At 34.0% G+C, this 19,403-nt stretch carries 14 protein-coding genes; 10 read left to right on the top strand and 4 right to left on the bottom strand.

The genetic code is table 11. The annotated features are described in order from the left end of the window. Positions 1-199: 199 nt before the first annotated feature. On the bottom strand, positions 200-1,582 hold the full coding sequence (gdhA, locus tag JOC75_RS03855; protein WP_204952781.1) for an NADP-specific glutamate dehydrogenase: 1,383 nt from the start codon (positions 1,580-1,582) through the stop codon (positions 200-202). A 143-nt stretch (positions 1,583-1,725) separates the two neighbouring features. Between gdhA and gltC the strand changes: the two genes are divergently transcribed. From gltC to JOC75_RS03875, 4 genes are all read left to right on the top strand, one after another. After that, positions 1,726-2,631, top strand: a complete 906-nt coding sequence (gltC, locus tag JOC75_RS03860; protein ID WP_204952782.1) for a glutamate biosynthesis transcriptional regulator GltC — start codon at positions 1,726-1,728, stop codon at positions 2,629-2,631. Positions 2,632-2,734: 103 nt separating this feature from the next. Continuing rightward, positions 2,735-2,890 carry an RNase A-like domain-containing protein gene (locus tag JOC75_RS23855; protein ID WP_420828008.1) on the top strand — a complete coding sequence of 52 codons (156 nt, stop codon included), beginning with the start codon at positions 2,735-2,737 and terminating at the stop codon, positions 2,888-2,890. 175 nt (positions 2,891-3,065) lie between these two features. Continuing rightward, positions 3,066-3,365: a contact-dependent growth inhibition system immunity protein gene (locus JOC75_RS03870; RefSeq protein ID WP_204952783.1), complete on the top strand. Its 300-nt coding sequence runs from the start codon at positions 3,066-3,068 to the stop codon at positions 3,363-3,365. Positions 3,366-4,226: 861 nt separating this feature from the next. Continuing rightward, on the top strand, positions 4,227-4,532 hold the full coding sequence (locus tag JOC75_RS03875) for a hypothetical protein (RefSeq protein WP_204952784.1): 306 nt from the start codon (positions 4,227-4,229) through the stop codon (positions 4,530-4,532). A 327-nt stretch (positions 4,533-4,859) separates the two neighbouring features. Here JOC75_RS03875 and JOC75_RS03880 read toward each other — a convergent pair whose 3' ends face one another. Then, complete coding sequence (locus tag JOC75_RS03880) at positions 4,860-5,690, bottom strand: RNA polymerase sigma-70 factor (RefSeq protein ID WP_338036545.1); 831 nt, start codon at positions 5,688-5,690, stop codon at positions 4,860-4,862. Beyond that, entirely contained in the window at positions 5,680-6,975 is a 1,296-nt protein-coding gene (locus JOC75_RS03885; protein ID WP_204952785.1) for a phytoene desaturase family protein, read from the bottom strand. Before JOC75_RS03885 ends, JOC75_RS03880 begins: the two co-directional genes overlap by 11 nt. Before the next feature lie 397 nt (positions 6,976-7,372). Here JOC75_RS03885 and licT point away from each other — a divergent pair, with 397 nt between their 5' ends. The 6 genes from licT to JOC75_RS03915 all read left to right on the top strand — a co-directional run bounded on the left by licT (position 7,373) and on the right by JOC75_RS03915 (position 18,825). Next, positions 7,373-8,200 (top strand): BglG family transcription antiterminator LicT, encoded by an 828-nt coding sequence (gene licT / locus JOC75_RS03890; RefSeq protein ID WP_204952786.1) that lies wholly within the window; start codon positions 7,373-7,375, stop codon positions 8,198-8,200. A 323-nt stretch (positions 8,201-8,523) separates the two neighbouring features. Next, positions 8,524-10,365, top strand: a complete 1,842-nt coding sequence (locus JOC75_RS03895; RefSeq protein ID WP_204952787.1) for a beta-glucoside-specific PTS transporter subunit IIABC — start codon at positions 8,524-8,526, stop codon at positions 10,363-10,365. Positions 10,366-10,419: 54 nt separating this feature from the next. Continuing rightward, on the top strand, positions 10,420-11,862 hold the full coding sequence (locus JOC75_RS03900) for a glycoside hydrolase family 1 protein (RefSeq protein WP_204952788.1): 1,443 nt from the start codon (positions 10,420-10,422) through the stop codon (positions 11,860-11,862). A 191-nt stretch (positions 11,863-12,053) separates the two neighbouring features. Beyond that, positions 12,054-13,787 (top strand): methyl-accepting chemotaxis protein, encoded by a 1,734-nt coding sequence (locus JOC75_RS03905; RefSeq protein WP_204952789.1) that lies wholly within the window; start codon positions 12,054-12,056, stop codon positions 13,785-13,787. 394 nt (positions 13,788-14,181) lie between these two features. Beyond that, entirely contained in the window at positions 14,182-17,937 is a 3,756-nt protein-coding gene (locus tag JOC75_RS03910; RefSeq protein ID WP_204952790.1) for an alpha-L-arabinofuranosidase C-terminal domain-containing protein, read from the top strand. A 636-nt stretch (positions 17,938-18,573) separates the two neighbouring features. Continuing rightward, positions 18,574-18,825 carry a hypothetical protein gene (locus tag JOC75_RS03915; protein ID WP_204952791.1) on the top strand — a complete coding sequence of 84 codons (252 nt, stop codon included), beginning with the start codon at positions 18,574-18,576 and terminating at the stop codon, positions 18,823-18,825. 252 nt (positions 18,826-19,077) lie between these two features. On the opposite strand, the gene JOC75_RS03920 is transcribed toward JOC75_RS03915, so the two are convergent. Beyond that, positions 19,078-19,257 (bottom strand): hypothetical protein, encoded by a 180-nt coding sequence (locus JOC75_RS03920; protein ID WP_204952792.1) that lies wholly within the window; start codon positions 19,255-19,257, stop codon positions 19,078-19,080. Between the last annotated feature and the right edge of the window lie 146 nt (positions 19,258-19,403).

Below are 19,403 nucleotides of genomic sequence, written 5' to 3' on the forward strand. Positions count from 1 at the left end.
AAACGAACATTTTGAGTAATGGCCGATTGAAAATGTATAGTCAAATATTAAAAAACAAAGTATGTCTCGAAAAGAACATTGACTAAGATAATGTAGTAATTAAATGGTATGAGTCCGGTAAATTACCGAACTCATACCAAAAGAATTGATTGATCAATTTATGACTTTTTTTGTTTAGTTCAGACCTATACCACAAAAATCAAATAACACCTTGCTCGATCATGGCATCTGCTACTTTAACAAATCCAGCGATATTCGCTCCAACTACAAAATTACCTGGTGCTCCGTATTCACGCGCAGCTTCTTTACTATTTTGATAGATGTTTTTCATAATGGTTTGTAGTTTGCTATCAACTTCTTCAAAAGTCCAAGATAGTCTTGAGCTATTTTGAGACATTTCCAATGCAGAAACAGAAACTCCGCCAGCATTTGCCGCTTTAGCAGGGGCGAATAAGACGTTATTTTCTAAGAAAATCTCAACCGCCTCTAGTGTTGAAGGCATATTTGCTCCTTCGCCAACAGCTTTTACACCATTTGAAACTAACATCTCTGCTGAAGCTGAATCAATTTCATTTTGTGTTGCGCAAGGTAAAGCAATATCACAAGGTACACTCCAAATGCCAAGACAATTTTCTGTATAAATCGCTTCTGGGTGATCTGTTACATAGGCACTTATTCGTTTCTTTTCCACTTCTTTAATGCGCTTAACAGTTTCTAAATTGATCCCATTTTGGTCATAAATATAGCCATTTGAATCACTGCAAGCTACAACTTTAGCTCCTAGCTGAGTAGCTTTTTCCATAGCATAAATCGATACATTTCCCGAGCCTGAAACTACAACTGTGCTTCCTTCAAAGCTTAGATTTTGGTCTTGTAACATTTCTTCTACAAAATATACAGTTCCATATCCTGTTGCTTCTTTACGAGCTAAGCTTCCTCCATAACCAATGCCTTTTCCAGTTAACACGCCAGCTTCATAGCCACCACGCATTTTTTTATATTGACCAAACAAATAGCCGATTTCTCTAGCGCCAACACCAATATCACCAGCAGGAACATCAGTATTAGGTCCGATATATTTACTAAGCTCTGTCATAAAGCTTTGACAAAAACGCATAATTTCTCGATCTGATTTTCCTTTAGGATCAAAATCTGCACCACCTTTACCTCCGCCAATTGGTTGACCAGTTAATGAGTTTTTAAAAATTTGTTCAAAGCCTAAAAACTTGATAATACTGGCATTTACAGAGGGGTGAAATCTTAGTCCCCCTTTATATGGTCCTATTGCACTGTTATATTGAACACGAAATCCACGGTTCACCATTACATTACCTTGATCATCTACCCAAGGAACACGAAACGAGATCACTCTTTCAGGTTCAACGATCGTTTCAAGGATGCCTTGCTTAATATAGTGAGGATTTTTAACAAGAACAGGTATCAAAGAATCAAAAACTTCTTTAACAGCTTGATGGAACTCGTTTTCATTTGGATTACGTTTTTTTACTGTTTCAAATACACGATTAACATAATGGTGCACACTTTCTGTATATAATTCTTGCTTATTTTCGATTGTTTTCATGTGTTTACTCTCCTAATCTAAATTTTTTATATTTACAGAATTGTTATTATGGAATATTTTATAATTAAACAAACGATCGAATCAATATAAAGAAACGATAATATTAATGCGTTTTTTGCATTAATTAATGGGAGGATCAGACATTGGATTTTAGACAAATTCGTTATTTTATGGAAGTTGCTAACCGTGAACATGTAACAGAAGCAGCAGATTCTTTACATGTTGCACAATCTTCTGTAAGCAGACAAATTGTTAATTTAGAAAGTGAACTTGGAGTCGACCTGTTTATTAGAGAAGGAAGAAGGGTTCATTTAACGCCAATAGGTAAAATATTTTATGAGCGGATGAAGCATGCGATGAATGTGATGGATGATGCAAGACGTGAGGTTGAAGAATATTTGGATCCCGAAAAAGGGACAATCCGTATTGCGTTTCCAATTAGTTTAGCGGCCTATACATTACCTACTGTGATTTATGCATTTAGATTGCGTTATCCAGAAGCAAAATTCCAGCTAAAGCAAGCACTATATCGTGACTTAATTGAAGGTGTTATTAAAGGAGATTTCAATCTAGCCTTAATGGGACCACTGCCTCTTGAAGAAAAGAAACTAAATCGTAAAGCACTATTTACTGAAAATATCGTTGCCCTGTTGCCAATTAATCATAAACTAGCAAAAAAGTCCTCAATAAAACTGTTAGAGCTAATAGATGAACCTTTCGTTTTATTGCCACAAGGCTTTGTATTTCGAGATATTGTAGTTAATGCATGTCAAAATCTTGGTTTCATGCCACATGTTGCTTTTGAGGGTGATGATATTGATGCATTAAAGGGGCTTGTCTCAGCTGGTCTAGGCGTTACCCTAATGCCTGAAGTTACTTTAGTCGATAGCTTGCCAAGATCAACGGTGAAGATTCCATTAGTTGAACCAAATGTTACTAGAACAGTTGGGGTTATTACTCCTAAAGATCGAGTATTATTACCAACAGAGAAGTTATTTTATCAATTTCTGCTAGAATTTTTTGCGAGATTAGATCATTTTAAGTATTGAGTGTTAGGAGAAGTTCTAAAAACATAATAGTAATGTAAATCATTACATAAAGTTAAAAATTAGTATATATATGTAATGTTGATTTCATTTTATACAACTTAGAATTGATAGGCGTGTCGGAAAAACGGATGAACAATTATTGGAGAGATTGAAAAATAATCCTAAAATTACTGGCTCTTCTACTTTTAAAGATAGAATGACAGCTGAAAAAGTTGCAGATACAGTTCTTAGCGACCCTAAGAATATCGAGAAAATTTAAAAGTGGCTATCTGATCCAAATAGTAGACCACCTTACCTTTAATAATCAAAGGTGATGGTGAAATTATTGAAGTAATCGAGAATGTTACAATCGCAAAAACAATACTTAAAAAGGATAATAATGACAGTTTTATTTTTAACAGAATATCCTGTTAAACAGAAAGAAGGGATAGTTTATGGATGAAACTTATGAATACTTAGAAGAGCTGGAAAATTTTTTAGGAGGAACATTTCATCAAGACATCAGTTCTCCAGAACAAGCATTAGATGAGTTTATAAACGAAGCTAGCATAGAATGTTTGCTGTCTACAATAAAGGATTGTGAGAAGTTTTTGAATAGTAATTTAACAAAACAGGAGAAAGAAAATATTATTCAAAATAATGCTGAAATTTATTTTCCAGCTATTGAATTAAACCCTCTACAATGGCTAAATAATGTAGTAGAGAAAATAAAAGAAGGAGTGAAAACAAAATAAAAATAATTATAATTTAAAGATAACCTTGACTGGCTAATGCCTTTCAAGTTTTTTTAAAAATGGGGGCGTCCTAGAGCCGAATGAACTATAGATAAACCTTGTAAGTCCCATATGATATTTAAGCGAATTCTATAGTACGACATCCCTGTTAAAACGTATGACCTATTTAATGTATTCTACCTCATTACCTCAAAGCAAATAGTGGTATTTTGAAACTTATATATATGAGATATAAAAATGCATTAGATATATTAGAGAATAATAAAAATATAGAAGGTATCAATATCATTGGTGGTGTAAGATCCCATATGGATACTTATAATGACTATCAAAATCTATTATTAGGAGAAATGCATAGAGCTGAAAAATTAAATGAGAATTTTTATAAAGGTAGTTGTTCCAAAATAAGATATTATGTTCATTAAAAAGCCTTGATGGATTTAATGATATTCAAGATTTATGTTTTTTAGTTATTAAAATATGAAGAATTTCCAATAACAAAAAGCAGAGACGTTTCTTCACTAGTTCCTATAAACACAAAAACCTTGAAAATCTATATTCGAGTAACTAGAGGTAGAAAACTTTATTTGAGCATCTTTACCCAGTTCCAATTAAAAAAATTATAAACCAAAAATAAACAGCATTTGTATAAGCTACAAATGCTGTTTATTTATAACCATACAATTATTAACATATTTTGTATCTTACATATAATCGAACAGAATCTTCAAAATAAAGCCAATTACTTTCTAGTGAATGACAAAATGAAGGATTATAAAATTACAAAATCTAGAAATTATTGATTCTATAGGATACGATATAAATATAAATATTATATAGGTTATTGTTAGGGGGAAAGAAATGGCTGAACAAATTGGGTTTGTTATAGGAACGATCATAGGAGTAGTTGTTATAGGGTTTATAGGATTTAAGGTTATTCAGATTATTTATTTAGCCATTGGAGGGATTTTTAGGTTTATTAGATTTCAAACAATGACTCCTGAACAAAAAAAAGCAGAAATCTATAAGCGGAAAAAATCTAAGAGAGCAGCCTCAAGATCAGATTCCGGTGGTGGTAATTGGTTCTGGTCATCTTCGGATTCAGGCTATGATGGTGGAGGAGATTCCGGCGGAGGAGATGGTGGTGGTGGTGGTGGTGGAGATTAATCACCCCATTTAATAACTACTATCAAAATTTAAGACTGTTATAACAATATATAATTTAAACTTTCACGCATTAAAAGATTGTTAATAAACAATTCTAAGTGAGGAATATAGGAAAGACAATAATGAGATCAACAGGTGTTTTTAGATATGCCGATTAATTTATTAGTAGATATAAAACGAGGCTGTTCATAAGTACAAATAAATGTACTTATGTAGAACGGCCTCATTTTTAATAGTTAACTAACTCTGAAAATCTGGACTATGGCTAACGCTGATTTTATTGCATCGTTTATCTCTATAAAATAGGCAACTTATCAGGATTCATCGTTATATAGATTTCGTTAATTTTGTTTTTACAAATATAAAAACTAAGGATGTTTGAAGTGTGCTATTCATATAAATGATGATTGCAGGTTGACCATTAACATTTTTAATTTCAAAATAAGAGTCTTCTGGAGCCTTTTTTAGGATACCGAATAATAATGCCAAGACGTTGGGAAGGGATACAATTGGACGAACAGCGGCATTAACTTTGCCTCCGCCATCGGAATATAGTGTGACATTTTCTGATATAAGTTCTAATAAAGCATCCATATTTTGCATTTGAAATGCTTCTATAAATCGATTAATCATTGACTTATTTTTCTCATAGTTTAAGCTTTCACCTTCAACAAGGGAGATCTTTTGCTTAGCTCTTCTATAAATTTTTCTGCAGTTTTCATCTTTCTTTTCTATGATGTTAGCAATCTCTGAGTATGGAAAATCAAATACCTCTTTTAACAGAAGAACTGCTCGTTCATCTGGTGTCAAATGCTCCATCATCCGTAAATAAGCAATACTTAATCCTTCATTTTGTATCATTCTTTCAGATGGATCAAAGGTATGCAGTTTCTCTAGTAATAGTGGCTCAGGATTCCAAGGACCTACATATTGTTCTCGTTTGTGCCGAGCTGACTTTAGTACATCAAGACAGCGGTTGGTCATCATTTTGCAAAGATACGCTTTTTTATTATCAATGTTCTGTTCATTGATTTCGAAAGCTTTTAAAAAAGTTTCTTGCATAATATCTTCTGTTTCTATGACTGAACCCAACAGCCTGTAACCTAATGAAAACAACAATGGCTTAAATTGTTGATAATCCTCATTACTAATTTGCACTATTTTTCCTCTTTTCGTATAAAATAAGATCTTCTGCTGCATCTTTTCCGCTGCTAACAGCTCCATCTGCCAATATGGAGTTTGGAGAAGCCCAGTCTCCCGCAAGATATAATCCTGGTATTTTTGTTTTCAAACGGTTCAACCAACGTTCATCTCCTATTTGTGGTAAGCGTTGATTCACCGTAATGTTAGGCAGAAAACGTTTTGTGATTACATATTGCTTCCATCCTGGTTGCAGCTTATCTAAGAATTGTTCAAGCTCAGTTTTAACACTTGCTCCATCTATATGCTCATCTGGGTGATGATATTTAAATACATGAAGAACAACACTTGTTGTATCATCAGAGAGTCGGGCATAATGTAAATGAACAGAATAATAGAGAGGATCAGAAAATCCCATGGCAAACAATAACTTTGGATTAGGTAGCTGCGTTAAAGCAATATCCAATGTTGCGCCTTTTACAGGTGTTATTTGGTCATATTCGCTGTTTTGTTCATGATTACCTTCTTCAATTAACATTTCATTTAGTTCATGAGGACCAGTTGTACAAATGACATACTTCCCGAGAATTTCTTCGTTAGTAGAGAGAATCAATTTAAATTCATCTTGTTCTATAGGTTTTATTTTTTTAACAAGAGTTTGTGATTGAACCTTAACACCTGAAACGATTGCTTTATTGTGAAGTTGGTCAACGATCATTTGCCAGCCACCATCTAAATAAAGTACGCCTCCCATAGCAATTTGCAGATTCGATACCACTGCTTTTGCACTTACCAATTCAGGAGCATGACAATAGGTAGCAAGTCTGCCCAGTGTATATAGTATTGATTCAACTTTTTTAGATTGTGTTACGTCTTTAGCCCATTGTTGGAACGTTTGATCTGCCAATTTTTCAGGGTTTATCTTCATCATTTTTAACAAAACTGAGATCCATTCTATACGTTCTTTCCAATTCAAAAGGTTAGTGGTAAAAAGGTCTAAAGGTGAAAATGGAGCAGCATATTCGATATTGTTTTCAATTAAAATGCCACCTAATTTTGGGGATTTCCCATTAAGAGTAATACCTAATTCTTCGAGAATAGACTTTGCTATTCCTTTATGATTAAGGGCGTGAGGACCTAAATTTAAATACTGATTATGCATCTTGTTTGTTCTCGATCTTCCACCAACACTTTTGCCTTTTTCTAATAATAATATAGATAAGTTTGTTCTACTTAAAAGATTAGCTGCCACATAACCTGCCAATCCTCCACCAACAATGACAACATCCCATTTTTGAGTCATAAGATAACCTCCTATTTTGTTATTTCATAACTTAAGACGACAAAGGGTGGTTAGATGTGACATCGTTTTAAAATAAAATTGAAAGTAAGAATAAGAGCCATTTTTATCCATAATTGTACGTTATAATTTTTATCATTTCTAATGTTTTGTTAGTCATATCTTTATTAATTAAAGAGATCTAAATGCATTCATAAACTATTTCTATTTAAAATCATTTGATGGTGGATATATTTACAACAATCAAGCCAAAAAGAAAGGGGTTGCACATAAAAAACTCCTGTAGTATAATTTACTCAAAGCTAATATAGTACGGGTTGTTACTGTTAAATCAGGCAAAACCGAGTCCTTGTTAAACAGGGAGGGTTTTGTCTTTTTTTGACGCGTCGGGGGTGATTCAATGAAGATTACAAAGATACTAAATAACAATGTCGTAATCTCAGAAAAAGACAAACAAGAAGTAATTGTTATGGGCCGTGGTATTGCTTTTAATAAACGTGCCGGTGATGATGTAAACGATGAACAGGTAGAAAAAGTCTTTATTTTGGAAGGTGAAGACCTAACAAGTAAATTCAAAACTTTAATCTCATATATACCTATTGAATATATGGAAACCTCTGAAAAAATAATCCAGTATGCTAAATTACAGCTTGGTAAGAAGCTTAACGATAGTATTTATATTTCTTTAACAGATCATATCCATTTTGCTATAGAGCGTCATAAAGATAACTTACCGATTAAAAATGCATTACTATGGGAAACAAAACATCTTTATAAAGAAGAGTTCGAAATCGGGCTAGAAGCATTAAATATGATTTGTGATCAATTTAATGTAATTTTACCCGAGGATGAAGCTGCATTTATTGCGCTCCATATTGTGAATGCTCAACTGAATGAAGATATGTCGAACATCATGGATATGACAAAGGTGATGCAAGACATTTTATCAATTGTTAAATATCATCTTAAAATGGAATTTGATGAAAATTCCTTAAACTATTATCGCTTTATCACTCATCTGAAATTCTTTGCACATCGATTAGTAAAAGGCACTCATTATAAAAACAACAATGAAGATGACTTGTTAAATGTTATCAAAGAAAAGTACCCAAAAGCCTATCAATGTACTGAGAAAATCAAACGCTTTGTTGAAAAACAATATCGTTACGAATTAACAGAAGAAGAAATGCTCTACCTAACGATTCACATCCAAAGAGTTATAAAATAATTTAATCATTTATTAGGATTGTTACTTTTATTAGGCAAAACCTAAACTAATTCTTTCAAAACTTGGAAAGGATCAGTTTAGGTTTTTATTTTTGCCAAAGTTCATGACGTTATAAAGACTTTTGTATTCTAAAGAGGTAAATAATGTGGAATGGAGCGCGGAAGACACTCGACTTCCTCCCCACGGAAAGCGAGTGTCTGGAGCGAAATGGAACGATTTAATTCTCTGAAGATTGATTACTAATTAACATAGTTTGCTGGAGAAATCTATTTATTAAAAAAAAACATATAAAGCAAAAACACAACCTAGAGGAGGAAAAAACAATGAAGTACGAAAAATTAGCAAAAGATATCGTGCAAAACGTTGGTGGAGAAGAAAATATTTCTAGCCTTGTTCACTGTGCAACTCGCTTAAGATTTACACTAAAAGACACAAAAAAAGCCAATAAAAATGAGCTAGAAAATAACGAAGGTGTACTTAGCGTCGTTAAAGGTGGTGGCCAATTCCAAGTTGTCATTGGTTCACATGTGTCAGAAGTTTTTAAAGAAATCTCGAAAAATACCAATATTAATAATGGAAATTCCTCAGAAGAATCAAAAGGAACCTTTACTTCACAAGTTTTTGATGTGATTTCACGAAGCTTTTCACCATTATTAGGAGCACTTGCTGGGGCAGGTATGCTTAAAGCATTATTAACCGTTTTAGTAATGGTAGGATGGTTATCAGCTGAAAGCAGTACGTATTTAATCTTGTCTGCAGCTGGAAACGCTGTATTCTTCTTTCTACCAATATTTCTAGGAATTACACTTTCTATCAGATTAGGAGCTAATCCATATGTTGGTGGGACGATTGGGGCAGCTTTACTAGAGCCTAATTTAACTGGTTTAATTGGAAATCCAGCTTCTTTCTTAGGAATTCCAGCTATTGTTGTTGATTACTCTTCAACAGTATTTCCGGTGTTTATTGCCGTTTGTATTTATGCTGCATTAGAAAAAGGACTAAAGAAAATGATTCATAAAGATATTCAAATGTTCTTAGTTCCAATGATTTCATTAGTTGTCATTGTACCGTTAACTATTTTACTGTTTGGTCCATTTGGAACATATGTTGGAAATGGAATTGGTGTAGCTATCGAATTTTTATCTGAACGAAGTGGGTTATTAACTGGTGCTGTTATGGGTGCTGGCTGGACATTCTTGACATTATTAGGATTACATTGGGGACTTGTCCCAATTATCCTACAAAACCTTGGTGCAGGAGGAGATCCACTTACACCTATGTTAGCTGCAGCACCTTTTGCACAAATTGGTATAGCATTTGCAATATTTATGAAAGCCAAAGACAAACAACTAAAAGCATTAGCAGGATCAACTATGCTTCCAGGAGCACTTGCAGGTGTAACAGAACCGATTCTTTACGGAATTATTCTTCGATATAGAAAGACGCTTGTTTATGTTATTGTTGCTGGTGCAATTGGTGGAGCAATCAATGGCTTACTTGGTTCAAAAGCAACGGTTTTTGCTTTCCCTAGCTTTCTTGCTATCCCAGCTTTCTCACCAATGAGTTTATTTATCGTAGGTGCGTTTACTGCCTTCATTTTAGGAGCTTTATTAACAATATTCTTGGGCTTTGAAAGTAAAAAGAATGAGAATAGCGATAATGAAATTATTACTTCAAATGATGAACAGTCTGATGTTTTAACAAAAAGAGAAACACTTGTAAGCCCATTAACAGGAGAAGTAAAAGAGTTATCTGAAGTTAGTGATGCTGCATTTTCTTCTGAAGCAATGGGTAAAGGAATTGCCATTATTCCTTCAAACGGTGAAGTTTTTTCGCCAGTAGATGGTACTGTAACAGCAGTTTTCCCTACAGGTCATGCAATCGGAATTACTTCTAATGATGGAGCAGAAATCTTAATTCACATTGGAATTGATACAGTTCAACTGAACGGAGAGCATTTCACACCACTAGTACAATCAGGAGATCCTGTCACACAAGGTCAGCTTCTTGTAAAGTTTGATAAAGTAAAAATTAAAGAAGCAGGCTTTGATATAATCACTCCTATCATTATTACAAATACAGATCGATATATTGAGATTTTAAATGTAAATAAAGATAAAAGTACTATTGATGCTAACGAAGATTTATTAACACTTATTGTTTAAATAGAAGGGGATACTTTCCCTTTCTTACTACATACATTTTAGGAGGAAAATCATATGACAAATTCAACTAAACAATTTCCAGAAGGCTTTTTATGGGGTGGAGCAACAGCAGCAAACCAAATTGAAGGTGGCTATCACGAAGGAAACAAAGGCTTAAATATTGCAGACGTTCTTCCAGGTGGAAAAGAAAGATTAGGTATATTAGCTAATCCAGGATTTGATTTTGAGATCGATCATGATAAATATAGCTACCCAAATCATGAAGCGATTGACTTTTATCATCGTTATAAAGAAGATATCGCGTTGTTTGCAGAAATGGGCTTCAAATCATATCGCATGTCGATTGCATGGTCACGAATTTTCCCTAATGGAGATGAACTAGAACCAAATGAAGAGGGCCTTGATTTCTATGATCGTGTATTTGATGAATTACACAAGCATGGAATTGAGCCAGTTGTTACGATTTCACACTATGAAATGCCTTTAACGTTAGTAAAGCAATATGGTGGATGGAGAAGTCGAGAAGTGGTTCCTTTCTTTGAACGATATGTGAAAGCTATTTTTGCTCGTTATAAAGATAAAGTGAAATACTGGATGACATTTAACGAAATCAATAGTGCTCTTCATTTCCCAATTATGAGTATGGGCTTTTCAATTGAAAAAGAAGAAGACAAATATCAATCAATTTTCCAAGCGTTTCATCATCAATTTGTCGCAAGCAGTATTGCTGTAAAGGCATGTCATGAAATGATTCCAGATGCTACGATTGGTTGTATGCTGTTATCTGCTCCTGTTTATTCTTATGATAGTAAACCAGAAAACGTCATGTTTGCTCTGCAAGAAGAACGTATCTTTAATTATTTCTGTGGTGATGTTCAAGTACGTGGTGAATATCCAGCATTTGCGAAACGTTTTTTTAAAGAACATAATGTAAACTTAGATATTCATGAAGGTGATTTAGAATTAATCAAAGAACATGCAGTTGATTATATTGCGTTAAGTTATTATATGTCTCTTACACAAGTAAAAGATAAATCTGGATTTGAAGTAACACCTGGTAATCTGCTTGAAGGAGTGAAAAATCCATTCTTAAAAGCGAGTGATTGGGGCTGGGAAATTGATCCAGAAGGATTACGTATTACATTAAATAAGCTGTATGATCGCTACCAGCTTCCTTTATTCGTCGTTGAAAATGGCTTAGGAGCTTATGACAAAGTAGAAGAAGATGGATCGATTAACGATGACTACCGAATTGATTATTTACGTAGTCACATTAAAGCAATGGGTGAAGCTATTGAAGATGGAGTAGATTTGATGGGATACACAAGCTGGGGCTGTATTGATGTAGTAAGTGCATCAACAGGTGAATTCTCAAAGCGTTACGGATTTATCTATGTTGATAAACAGGATGATGGTAGTGGTACATTAGATCGTAAAAAGAAAAAGTCTTTCGATTGGTATAAAGAAGTTATTGCAAGTAATGGAGAAAAATTATAATCACTAATTGAAAAAAAACACATGAAAATTATCCTAAAAAAACCTGTGCGAACAAATTTGTTTGCGCAGGTTTTTTCTTTTTCTTCTTAAACAAATAAAATTTTTACAATTAAACAAATGAATACCTTAAGATTTTGTCGATTTATGTCGATATAAAGGATAATGGCAAAAAATAAGGGGGAATAAACACCATGAAAAAAGCGAAAAAGCTTACATTTTTCCAAAATATGAGCATTATGAAAAGATTAATTATCATGATTGTGATATCAGCATTAGGTTTAGGACTTGTTGGGTTTGGAGGTATTTCAGCACTCAATAAGATAGCGACTGGGGAAAAGATTATTTATGAAGAACAATTAATTCCTAATCAAATATTTGGAGAATTGAGAAGTATCAATGCAAAATTAGATATTAATTCATTGCAAATACTTGCTAGTCCAGATGTTCAAGAAAAAGAAGTACTGTTAAGTGAATTAATCGCTAATGCTGAAGAGGTAAATAAGCTCCAAGAAAAAATAGAAACATTAAAATTAATACCTAATATCCAAGAAAAATACGATCAGTACAAAAATTTAAACATACAGGTCAGTGGGAATGCTGAAAAAATGATCGGACTTGCTTTGCAAAATAATAGTGAAGGAGCCTATGCGAGCTATTTAGAAGATGTAAAACCTCTAAGAGATCAAGTAAATCAGTCTCTAACTGACATCCAAACGTTAAACGCAGAAAATGCAAAGAGAATTTACGAAGCTGATGTAGACATTGCAACATTAACAAATACTTTCTTAATTGCTATCATTATTGTTTCTTTACTTGTATCACTTTTAGTTGGTATTTTAATAGCTAGATCAATTGTGAATCCAATTAAACAACTACAGTCGTTCCTATCAAAAGCCGAAAATGGTGACTTTACTGTTGAAGGCACATACCAATCCAAGGATGAAGTAGGAAAACTAACAGTTTCATTTAATAATATGATTCGTTCCGTTAATTCTATCATTAAAACGATGAGTGAAACTTCTGAGCAATTAGCAGCTTCTTCTGAAGAGTTAAGTGTGAGTGCAGAAGAAAGCACAAAAGCTAGTGAACATATTTCCTATACAATCCAAGAACTTTCAGAGGGTGCGAACCATCAATCACAAACTGTTGATACTAGTAGATTAGTGATTGAAGAAATGTCGAATTCTACTGAAAGTATCTCAACAAGAACGGACAATGCTTTAAATAATGCTCAAAAAACTTCTCAAATGTCTAAAGAAGGTAATCAATCAATAAACAAGGTTAGCGCACAAATGAATTCTATCAATCAAACTGTCATATCGTTGGCAGAAGCATTTAAAGGATTACAAGAACGCTCAAACGAAATTGGAAATATTACAGGTGTAATCACAGGAATTGCAGAGCAAACAAATCTTTTAGCGTTAAATGCTGCAATTGAAGCTGCACGTGCAGGAGAGCAAGGAAAAGGATTTGCCGTTGTTGCCGGTGAGGTGAGGAAATTGGCGGAGCAATCAGCTCATTCTGCAGATCAAATTTCTAAACTGATTAAAATCATTCAAATTGACACTCAACAAACAATGAATACTGTTAAAACGGCAACAACAGAAGTAAATGAAGGATTAGTGGTCGTACAAGAAGCTGGAAATATCTTTAATAATATTGAGGGCTCAATTAACGAAGTGGTTTCAAAAATTGATGAAGTCGCTAACTTAGTTAATTCTTTAGTTTCTGGTATGGATCAAGTTACTGATTCGATTAGTGGCGTAAAAGAAATCGCAGATGAAACAGCAAGTAGTTCTCATTCTATCTCAGCTAGTACTGAGGAACAATTAGCTTCAATGGAAGAAATAACTTCTTCAGCACAAGTACTAGCTAAAAATGCAGAATCATTACAAATGTTAATCCAAAACTTTAAGATTAAATAGATAATAAAATGTATTTTTCTTCTTATCAAAAGCACTTGATTGTCTTAATGACAACAGGTGCTTTTATTTTTCCCAATAAACATTTAAGTAATCAAGAGTGAAATACATGGTTGAGTTGAATTGTGGGATAAGAGCAGAAATCTCATCTGAATATCTATAAAAACAAGCTTTACCAAGCACTATTAGCTAAAATTTTCACGAAATTTAAAAATTATAAACTTTACTATTGGGAAATAAGTAGTTTACTATTATAATAGTTATAAGTACAAGTTATAACGAAAACTAGATAATACATTAACTTGTAAGTACATGATTAAACGCTTCCAAATTTACCTAACCATAAAACGTACTTTTTATTCGTACTTACATTTCTAATCAGCAAAGGAGACTATTCATGACACAAGATAAAACAACCATATCATTTAATGACCGCATCCTCGCTCATTATCAATTTAATGATTCGAATTCTGTTGGAAAAGATAGTTCAAGTCATGCTAACGATGCAATTGCAGAAGGTACAATAAAACCACTTGTAGAAACAGTAGGAGGAAGAAAAGCTGTTACACTTGCAGGTGGAGATAACGGTACTTCTTATTTGAAGCTTCCTTCTGGATTTCTTGAAAGTATAAATGACTCTACTGGTATTACTGTTAGTACATGGGTTTATTTAAGAAAAGGAACAAATGTATGGGAACGAATTTTCGATTTTGGAAAAAATTCTGCAGGACCATACCTTTTCTTATCACGAAATTTACGTGGAGTTTGTTTTTCGGATTCAGATATTGTTGCTGATGCTGGCAAAACATATACAGCTGGTGAATGGCTACATATTGCGATGTCTGTTAGAGGAACAGAGGGCGGAACATTAAGTAGTGCAGGACCAATTATTTATGTAAATGGTGAAGTTGTTGGAGATGGTTCAATTAGCCAAACATCAAGTGGTACGTATAAGAAGCTACGTAGCTGGTTTGAAACATTCAGTGAGCAGCAAGGTTATAGCAATAACTATATTGGACGCTCACAGCATGATGTAGATACAGATTTTAATGGTTCACTTTCTGATTTCAGGGTGTATAAAGCAGGTTTAACACAGGATGAAGTGATTGAAGTAATGTGTGAATCTCTTACAGATGCCCAAATCGTTCAGCTTGCGAAAGATAAATATCTATCATTTCCGATAAAAGTTGTTACAAAGGATGTTTCGTTAGCTTCATCTTTAATGGGTGACAAGGTTACAGTTGCTTGGAAATCTAGTAATTCAGCCGTATTATCTGATGATGGTGTAGTTGGACAAATCACTGAACCACAAGGCGTAACATTAACGGCTATATTAACAAAAGGAAATCAAACGACTAAAAAAGAATTTAATGTGTCCGTTCTTCCTAGTGGAGTTCCTTCTCATTTATTAACAATTGATGGTAATCAAGAAGTGTTAGATATTAGTGAAACCTTATACGGTCTTTTTTATGAAGACATTAACAATGCAGCAGATGGCGGTATTTATGCAGAGCTTGTTCAAAATCGTTCATTTGAGTCATTTGTATTTGATACGTATTCACACGCTTCAGGAGAGTGCGGCTGTTCGACAGGACGAAATCATCAACCACTTCATGCCTGGTTTGGCGATATTGAAAAGGTAACCGTAAATAATACTGGGGGATTGAACGAATATTTTGGAGTTACTGATACAGAAGTTAACTCTCATTATATTACTGCGCCTAATGGTAGCACGATCGTAAACAAAGGATTTACAGATTCTAATCATCATTGTGCGATGTCAATTAAACAAGGTGATAATTATGACTTTTCTATTTGGGCAAAAGCAGAATCAGAGGGAAGCATCACACTACAGCTTCAAGATCAGAACGGTGGATCAATCAGCGATACAGTAACAATTCAAATTGAAGGCGCTAACACGTGGAAGAAATATGGAGTTGACTCGAAGATTGTGTTAACGGGTACGAAAAATGTACTTGGACAGTTAGCATTAACTTTTAAAGGTGATATTTCAATAGACATGGTTTCTTTAATGCCACAAGATGTATGGGGTGCTAGTGAGGAAGAAAGATCACAAACAGCACATACAAATTATAAAGGCAACTCGAACTATCGGTTAAGAAAAGATTTAGTAAACGCACTTGTTGACTTGCACCCAACATTCCTGCGTTTCCCAGGAGGCTGTATTTCAGAAGGCTCGTATATTTGGGATAATGTGTACGAATGGACAGATTCTGTTGGCGATGTTGAGCTACGTAAAGAAAACTTTAATGTATGGGGTTATATGATGACAATGGGGTTAGGTTATATGGAATACTTCCAATTAGCTGAAGACCTTAATGCGACTCCACTACCAGTTATGGCTTGTGGAGTACTTTGTCAGGCGCGATCTGATTATGTCCATCCCGCAGGTGGAGATTTGAGAGATTATTTTGTTAAAACATTTACAGATTTAATTGATTTTGCGATCAGCACAGATTTTGAGCAAAACGAGTGGGCAAAGCTACGTAAAAAGATGGGTCACGAAGTACCATTTGATCTACGCTATTTAGGTGTTGGTAATGAAAACTGGGGAACTGAGTTTTTCGCGAATTTTGAATACTTTAAAGCTGCAATTGATGATTATATGGAAGAACATTATCCGGATCATGAGCTGCATATCCTTTCAACAGTTGGAGCTCAAGCAGATGATGACGCGTATCAAGAAGGCTGGAAGTTTTTAAGTGGTAATTTGAAGGGCTCTGCAACAGTAAACTTTACTGATGGTAAAACTGTAACAGAAGAAACCGTCACTTGGTATGAAAAACAGCCAAACTATATGGATACAATTGCTGATGAGCATTATTATCGTTCGAATGATTATTTATTAAACAATGTTGACAGATATAACTATTATTACAGAGCATATGAGCAAGACGGAAGCTTGAATGAAGCGGAAAGCTCAAAGGTATTTGTTGGTGAATTTGCTTCAACTGATAAAAATACGTTAGCAGGTGCTGTTGCTGAAGCAGCGATTATGACAGGATATGAGAAAAATTCTGATGTTGTTAAGTTAGCTGCTTATGCACCGTTATTTAACAAAGTATTAACAGATGGAACATATCGTTGGACACCAGATTTAATTTGGTTTGATGATGAAACAGTTTGGTACACTCCGAACTACTATGTTCAACATCTTTTTGCTAAATATCTTGGTACTACATTATTAGGTACATCATTCTCAGCTTATCAAAATGGAAAAATGACGGAGCTTGCTCCACATGGTGGAATTGAAATTGCGGCAGGCAATGCTGAAGTACATGTGAAAAGTGTAAAAGTCATTGATAATAAAACTGGAGAAACCCTTCTTGACCAAGATTTTACGAAGGAATTGAATGCTGAATGGAAAGAGATCCCTGGTTCAGTTGGATACACAATTGATTCAGAAAAAGGTCTTATTCTAAAAGCTCAAAATGGTGGGTTAAATGGTTTATATCTCATGAATGATAGCTGGACGGATTATAAAGTGGAAGTAACGGCTTCAAAAGAAAGCGGAAATGATGGTTTTTATGTAGGAGTGGGCTTAACGGATATTTCACCAGAGAAAAAGAATGTTCACGAATATGCTGTAGGTTATAACGGAAATGCCACTGCTGTGAAGGTATACAAAGATGGCATCGAAGGTTATACACTAGGTGATTATTCATCAAGTACGGCTGCTGGTAACCTGCGATCGAGCTGTTATGAAGAACTTGCAGATTATACTTCATACACAATTACTGTTAATTACGGAGCTGGAACAGGAAATCGCCTTATCTGCTCGTACACAGATGGAACGTTTACAAGCATAGTATTGGATTACAATTTAGAAGCTTATAACCGTGACATTTTCAACTCAGTGACAAAGGATGATCATCATGTTTATGTGAAGCTTGTGAATGCAGATCCTTTTGAGAAAATAACAAAAATCTCATTAAAAGACCTTGCTGTAGCAGAAAAGGGAAGGTTGATAACAGTAACAGGAGATGAAAGCCTAGTTCATACACCTAATGTGAACAAAAAGAACGCTGAACAAATTGTTCCTTCAGAATCAGAAATCAGCTTAGATGATAACTATGCTGTGGTTACTTTAGCAGCAAATTCAGTAAATATTATTGTATTAGATAAGCAATAAAAGTTGTAGAGTAAGGGAAATAATTAAAGAAAACATTTAAGCAGAAATACCAGTCCGTTTCATTGCGCTGCAGACACTCGCTTTCCACGGGGAGGAAGCTAAGCCTCCTCGCTTCGCTTGCGGGGTCTCAGCCTTCCTCTATTCCCGTAGGAGTCGAGTGTCTTCCGCTCCATTCCACTAGTTCTTAAGTTCTTAAGAATACTATGAGAAATTAAAATATCTAATTAAGATGGAAAATAATACCTGAATTATTAGATGAATTTTAAACACAAATTATCACTTAATAATTCGGGTTTATCATTGCTTATGTACCAGTCTCTTTTTTAATTTAAGTCTCTGGTAATGATATACGTTGATATTTGAACCCTCAATGATAAATTTGTATCAACAAGTAAAGTAAAACATTTAGTAATCTATATTAAAACATATCGACAATTTACTATATACATAAATAGAGAGAGTGATTCGATGGGTATTACATTATGTTAAACCTTTTTCATCTGTGGGTGCTCGTCTCTAATCAATATTTCATCGATACTCCAAATTGCTCCGATTCCAGTTGTTTAAGGGCATTTAACAGTATATCAACTTGAATTTTCACAACACGCCCCATATTTAGCTAAGGAGCTTTCTATTATGAATACACCCAAACAAAACGAAAAAAATTTATATGTAATGAAAAAATGGCTTACAGAAATTGTATTAGGATTGTCTATTACTTGGGTAGGGTGTTGGTTTATTATAGACAATACATTCTATTGGGTTGCGGTAATGAGTTCTGTACTTTTTATTCATCTTTTAAGATTTTTTAAGGTGTCTTTAAAAACCCTTTATGTACTATGTTCTATTTCATTGTCTATTGCAATTCTTGTTACAATTTTAATTTAAGATTGTTGCTTTGAAACCAAAATATAAAGTAGGAATAGTGGATTTTCTTTTTTATGAAGAAAAAGGTGCCACTAGACTTGCTACTGTACTGAATTTTTCTGGCATTTAAAAGCTACATAGTTTTAAGAAAATATCCTTAATAATTATGATTTCATTTGTTTATAAACTTTGTGGGGATGGCGAATAACTATCACCCCCCTAAATTTTCTCTATTATAAAACAATAACATCTAACAGAGTCAAATTTAAAACCTTAATGAAACGCTATTTCCTCATAAACTTTATCTACCACATCATCATCTGTTATATCAAATTCCATTCTTAAATTGTATCGAATGATCTCTTTATTAACCGAACCTTCAACAACCTCTACAGCATGCTCCTTAAGCCAATCTGCCATCTTTTTTATTTCATTATTTGTAGAACGATCCATCTTAACTCCTCCTCACGTATGATCTTTTAATAGAGTCCTCGAGATGAAAGGATATATACGCTAAACTTCTGTCAAAATATCTTGTAATTAAAATTGCTTCAAAAATACGATCAAATGAACGTCAACATGCATGAAATATGAGCATC

Source organism: Metabacillus crassostreae, from assembly GCF_016908395.1.
GTDB lineage: Bacteria > Bacillota > Bacilli > Bacillales > Bacillaceae > Metabacillus > Metabacillus crassostreae.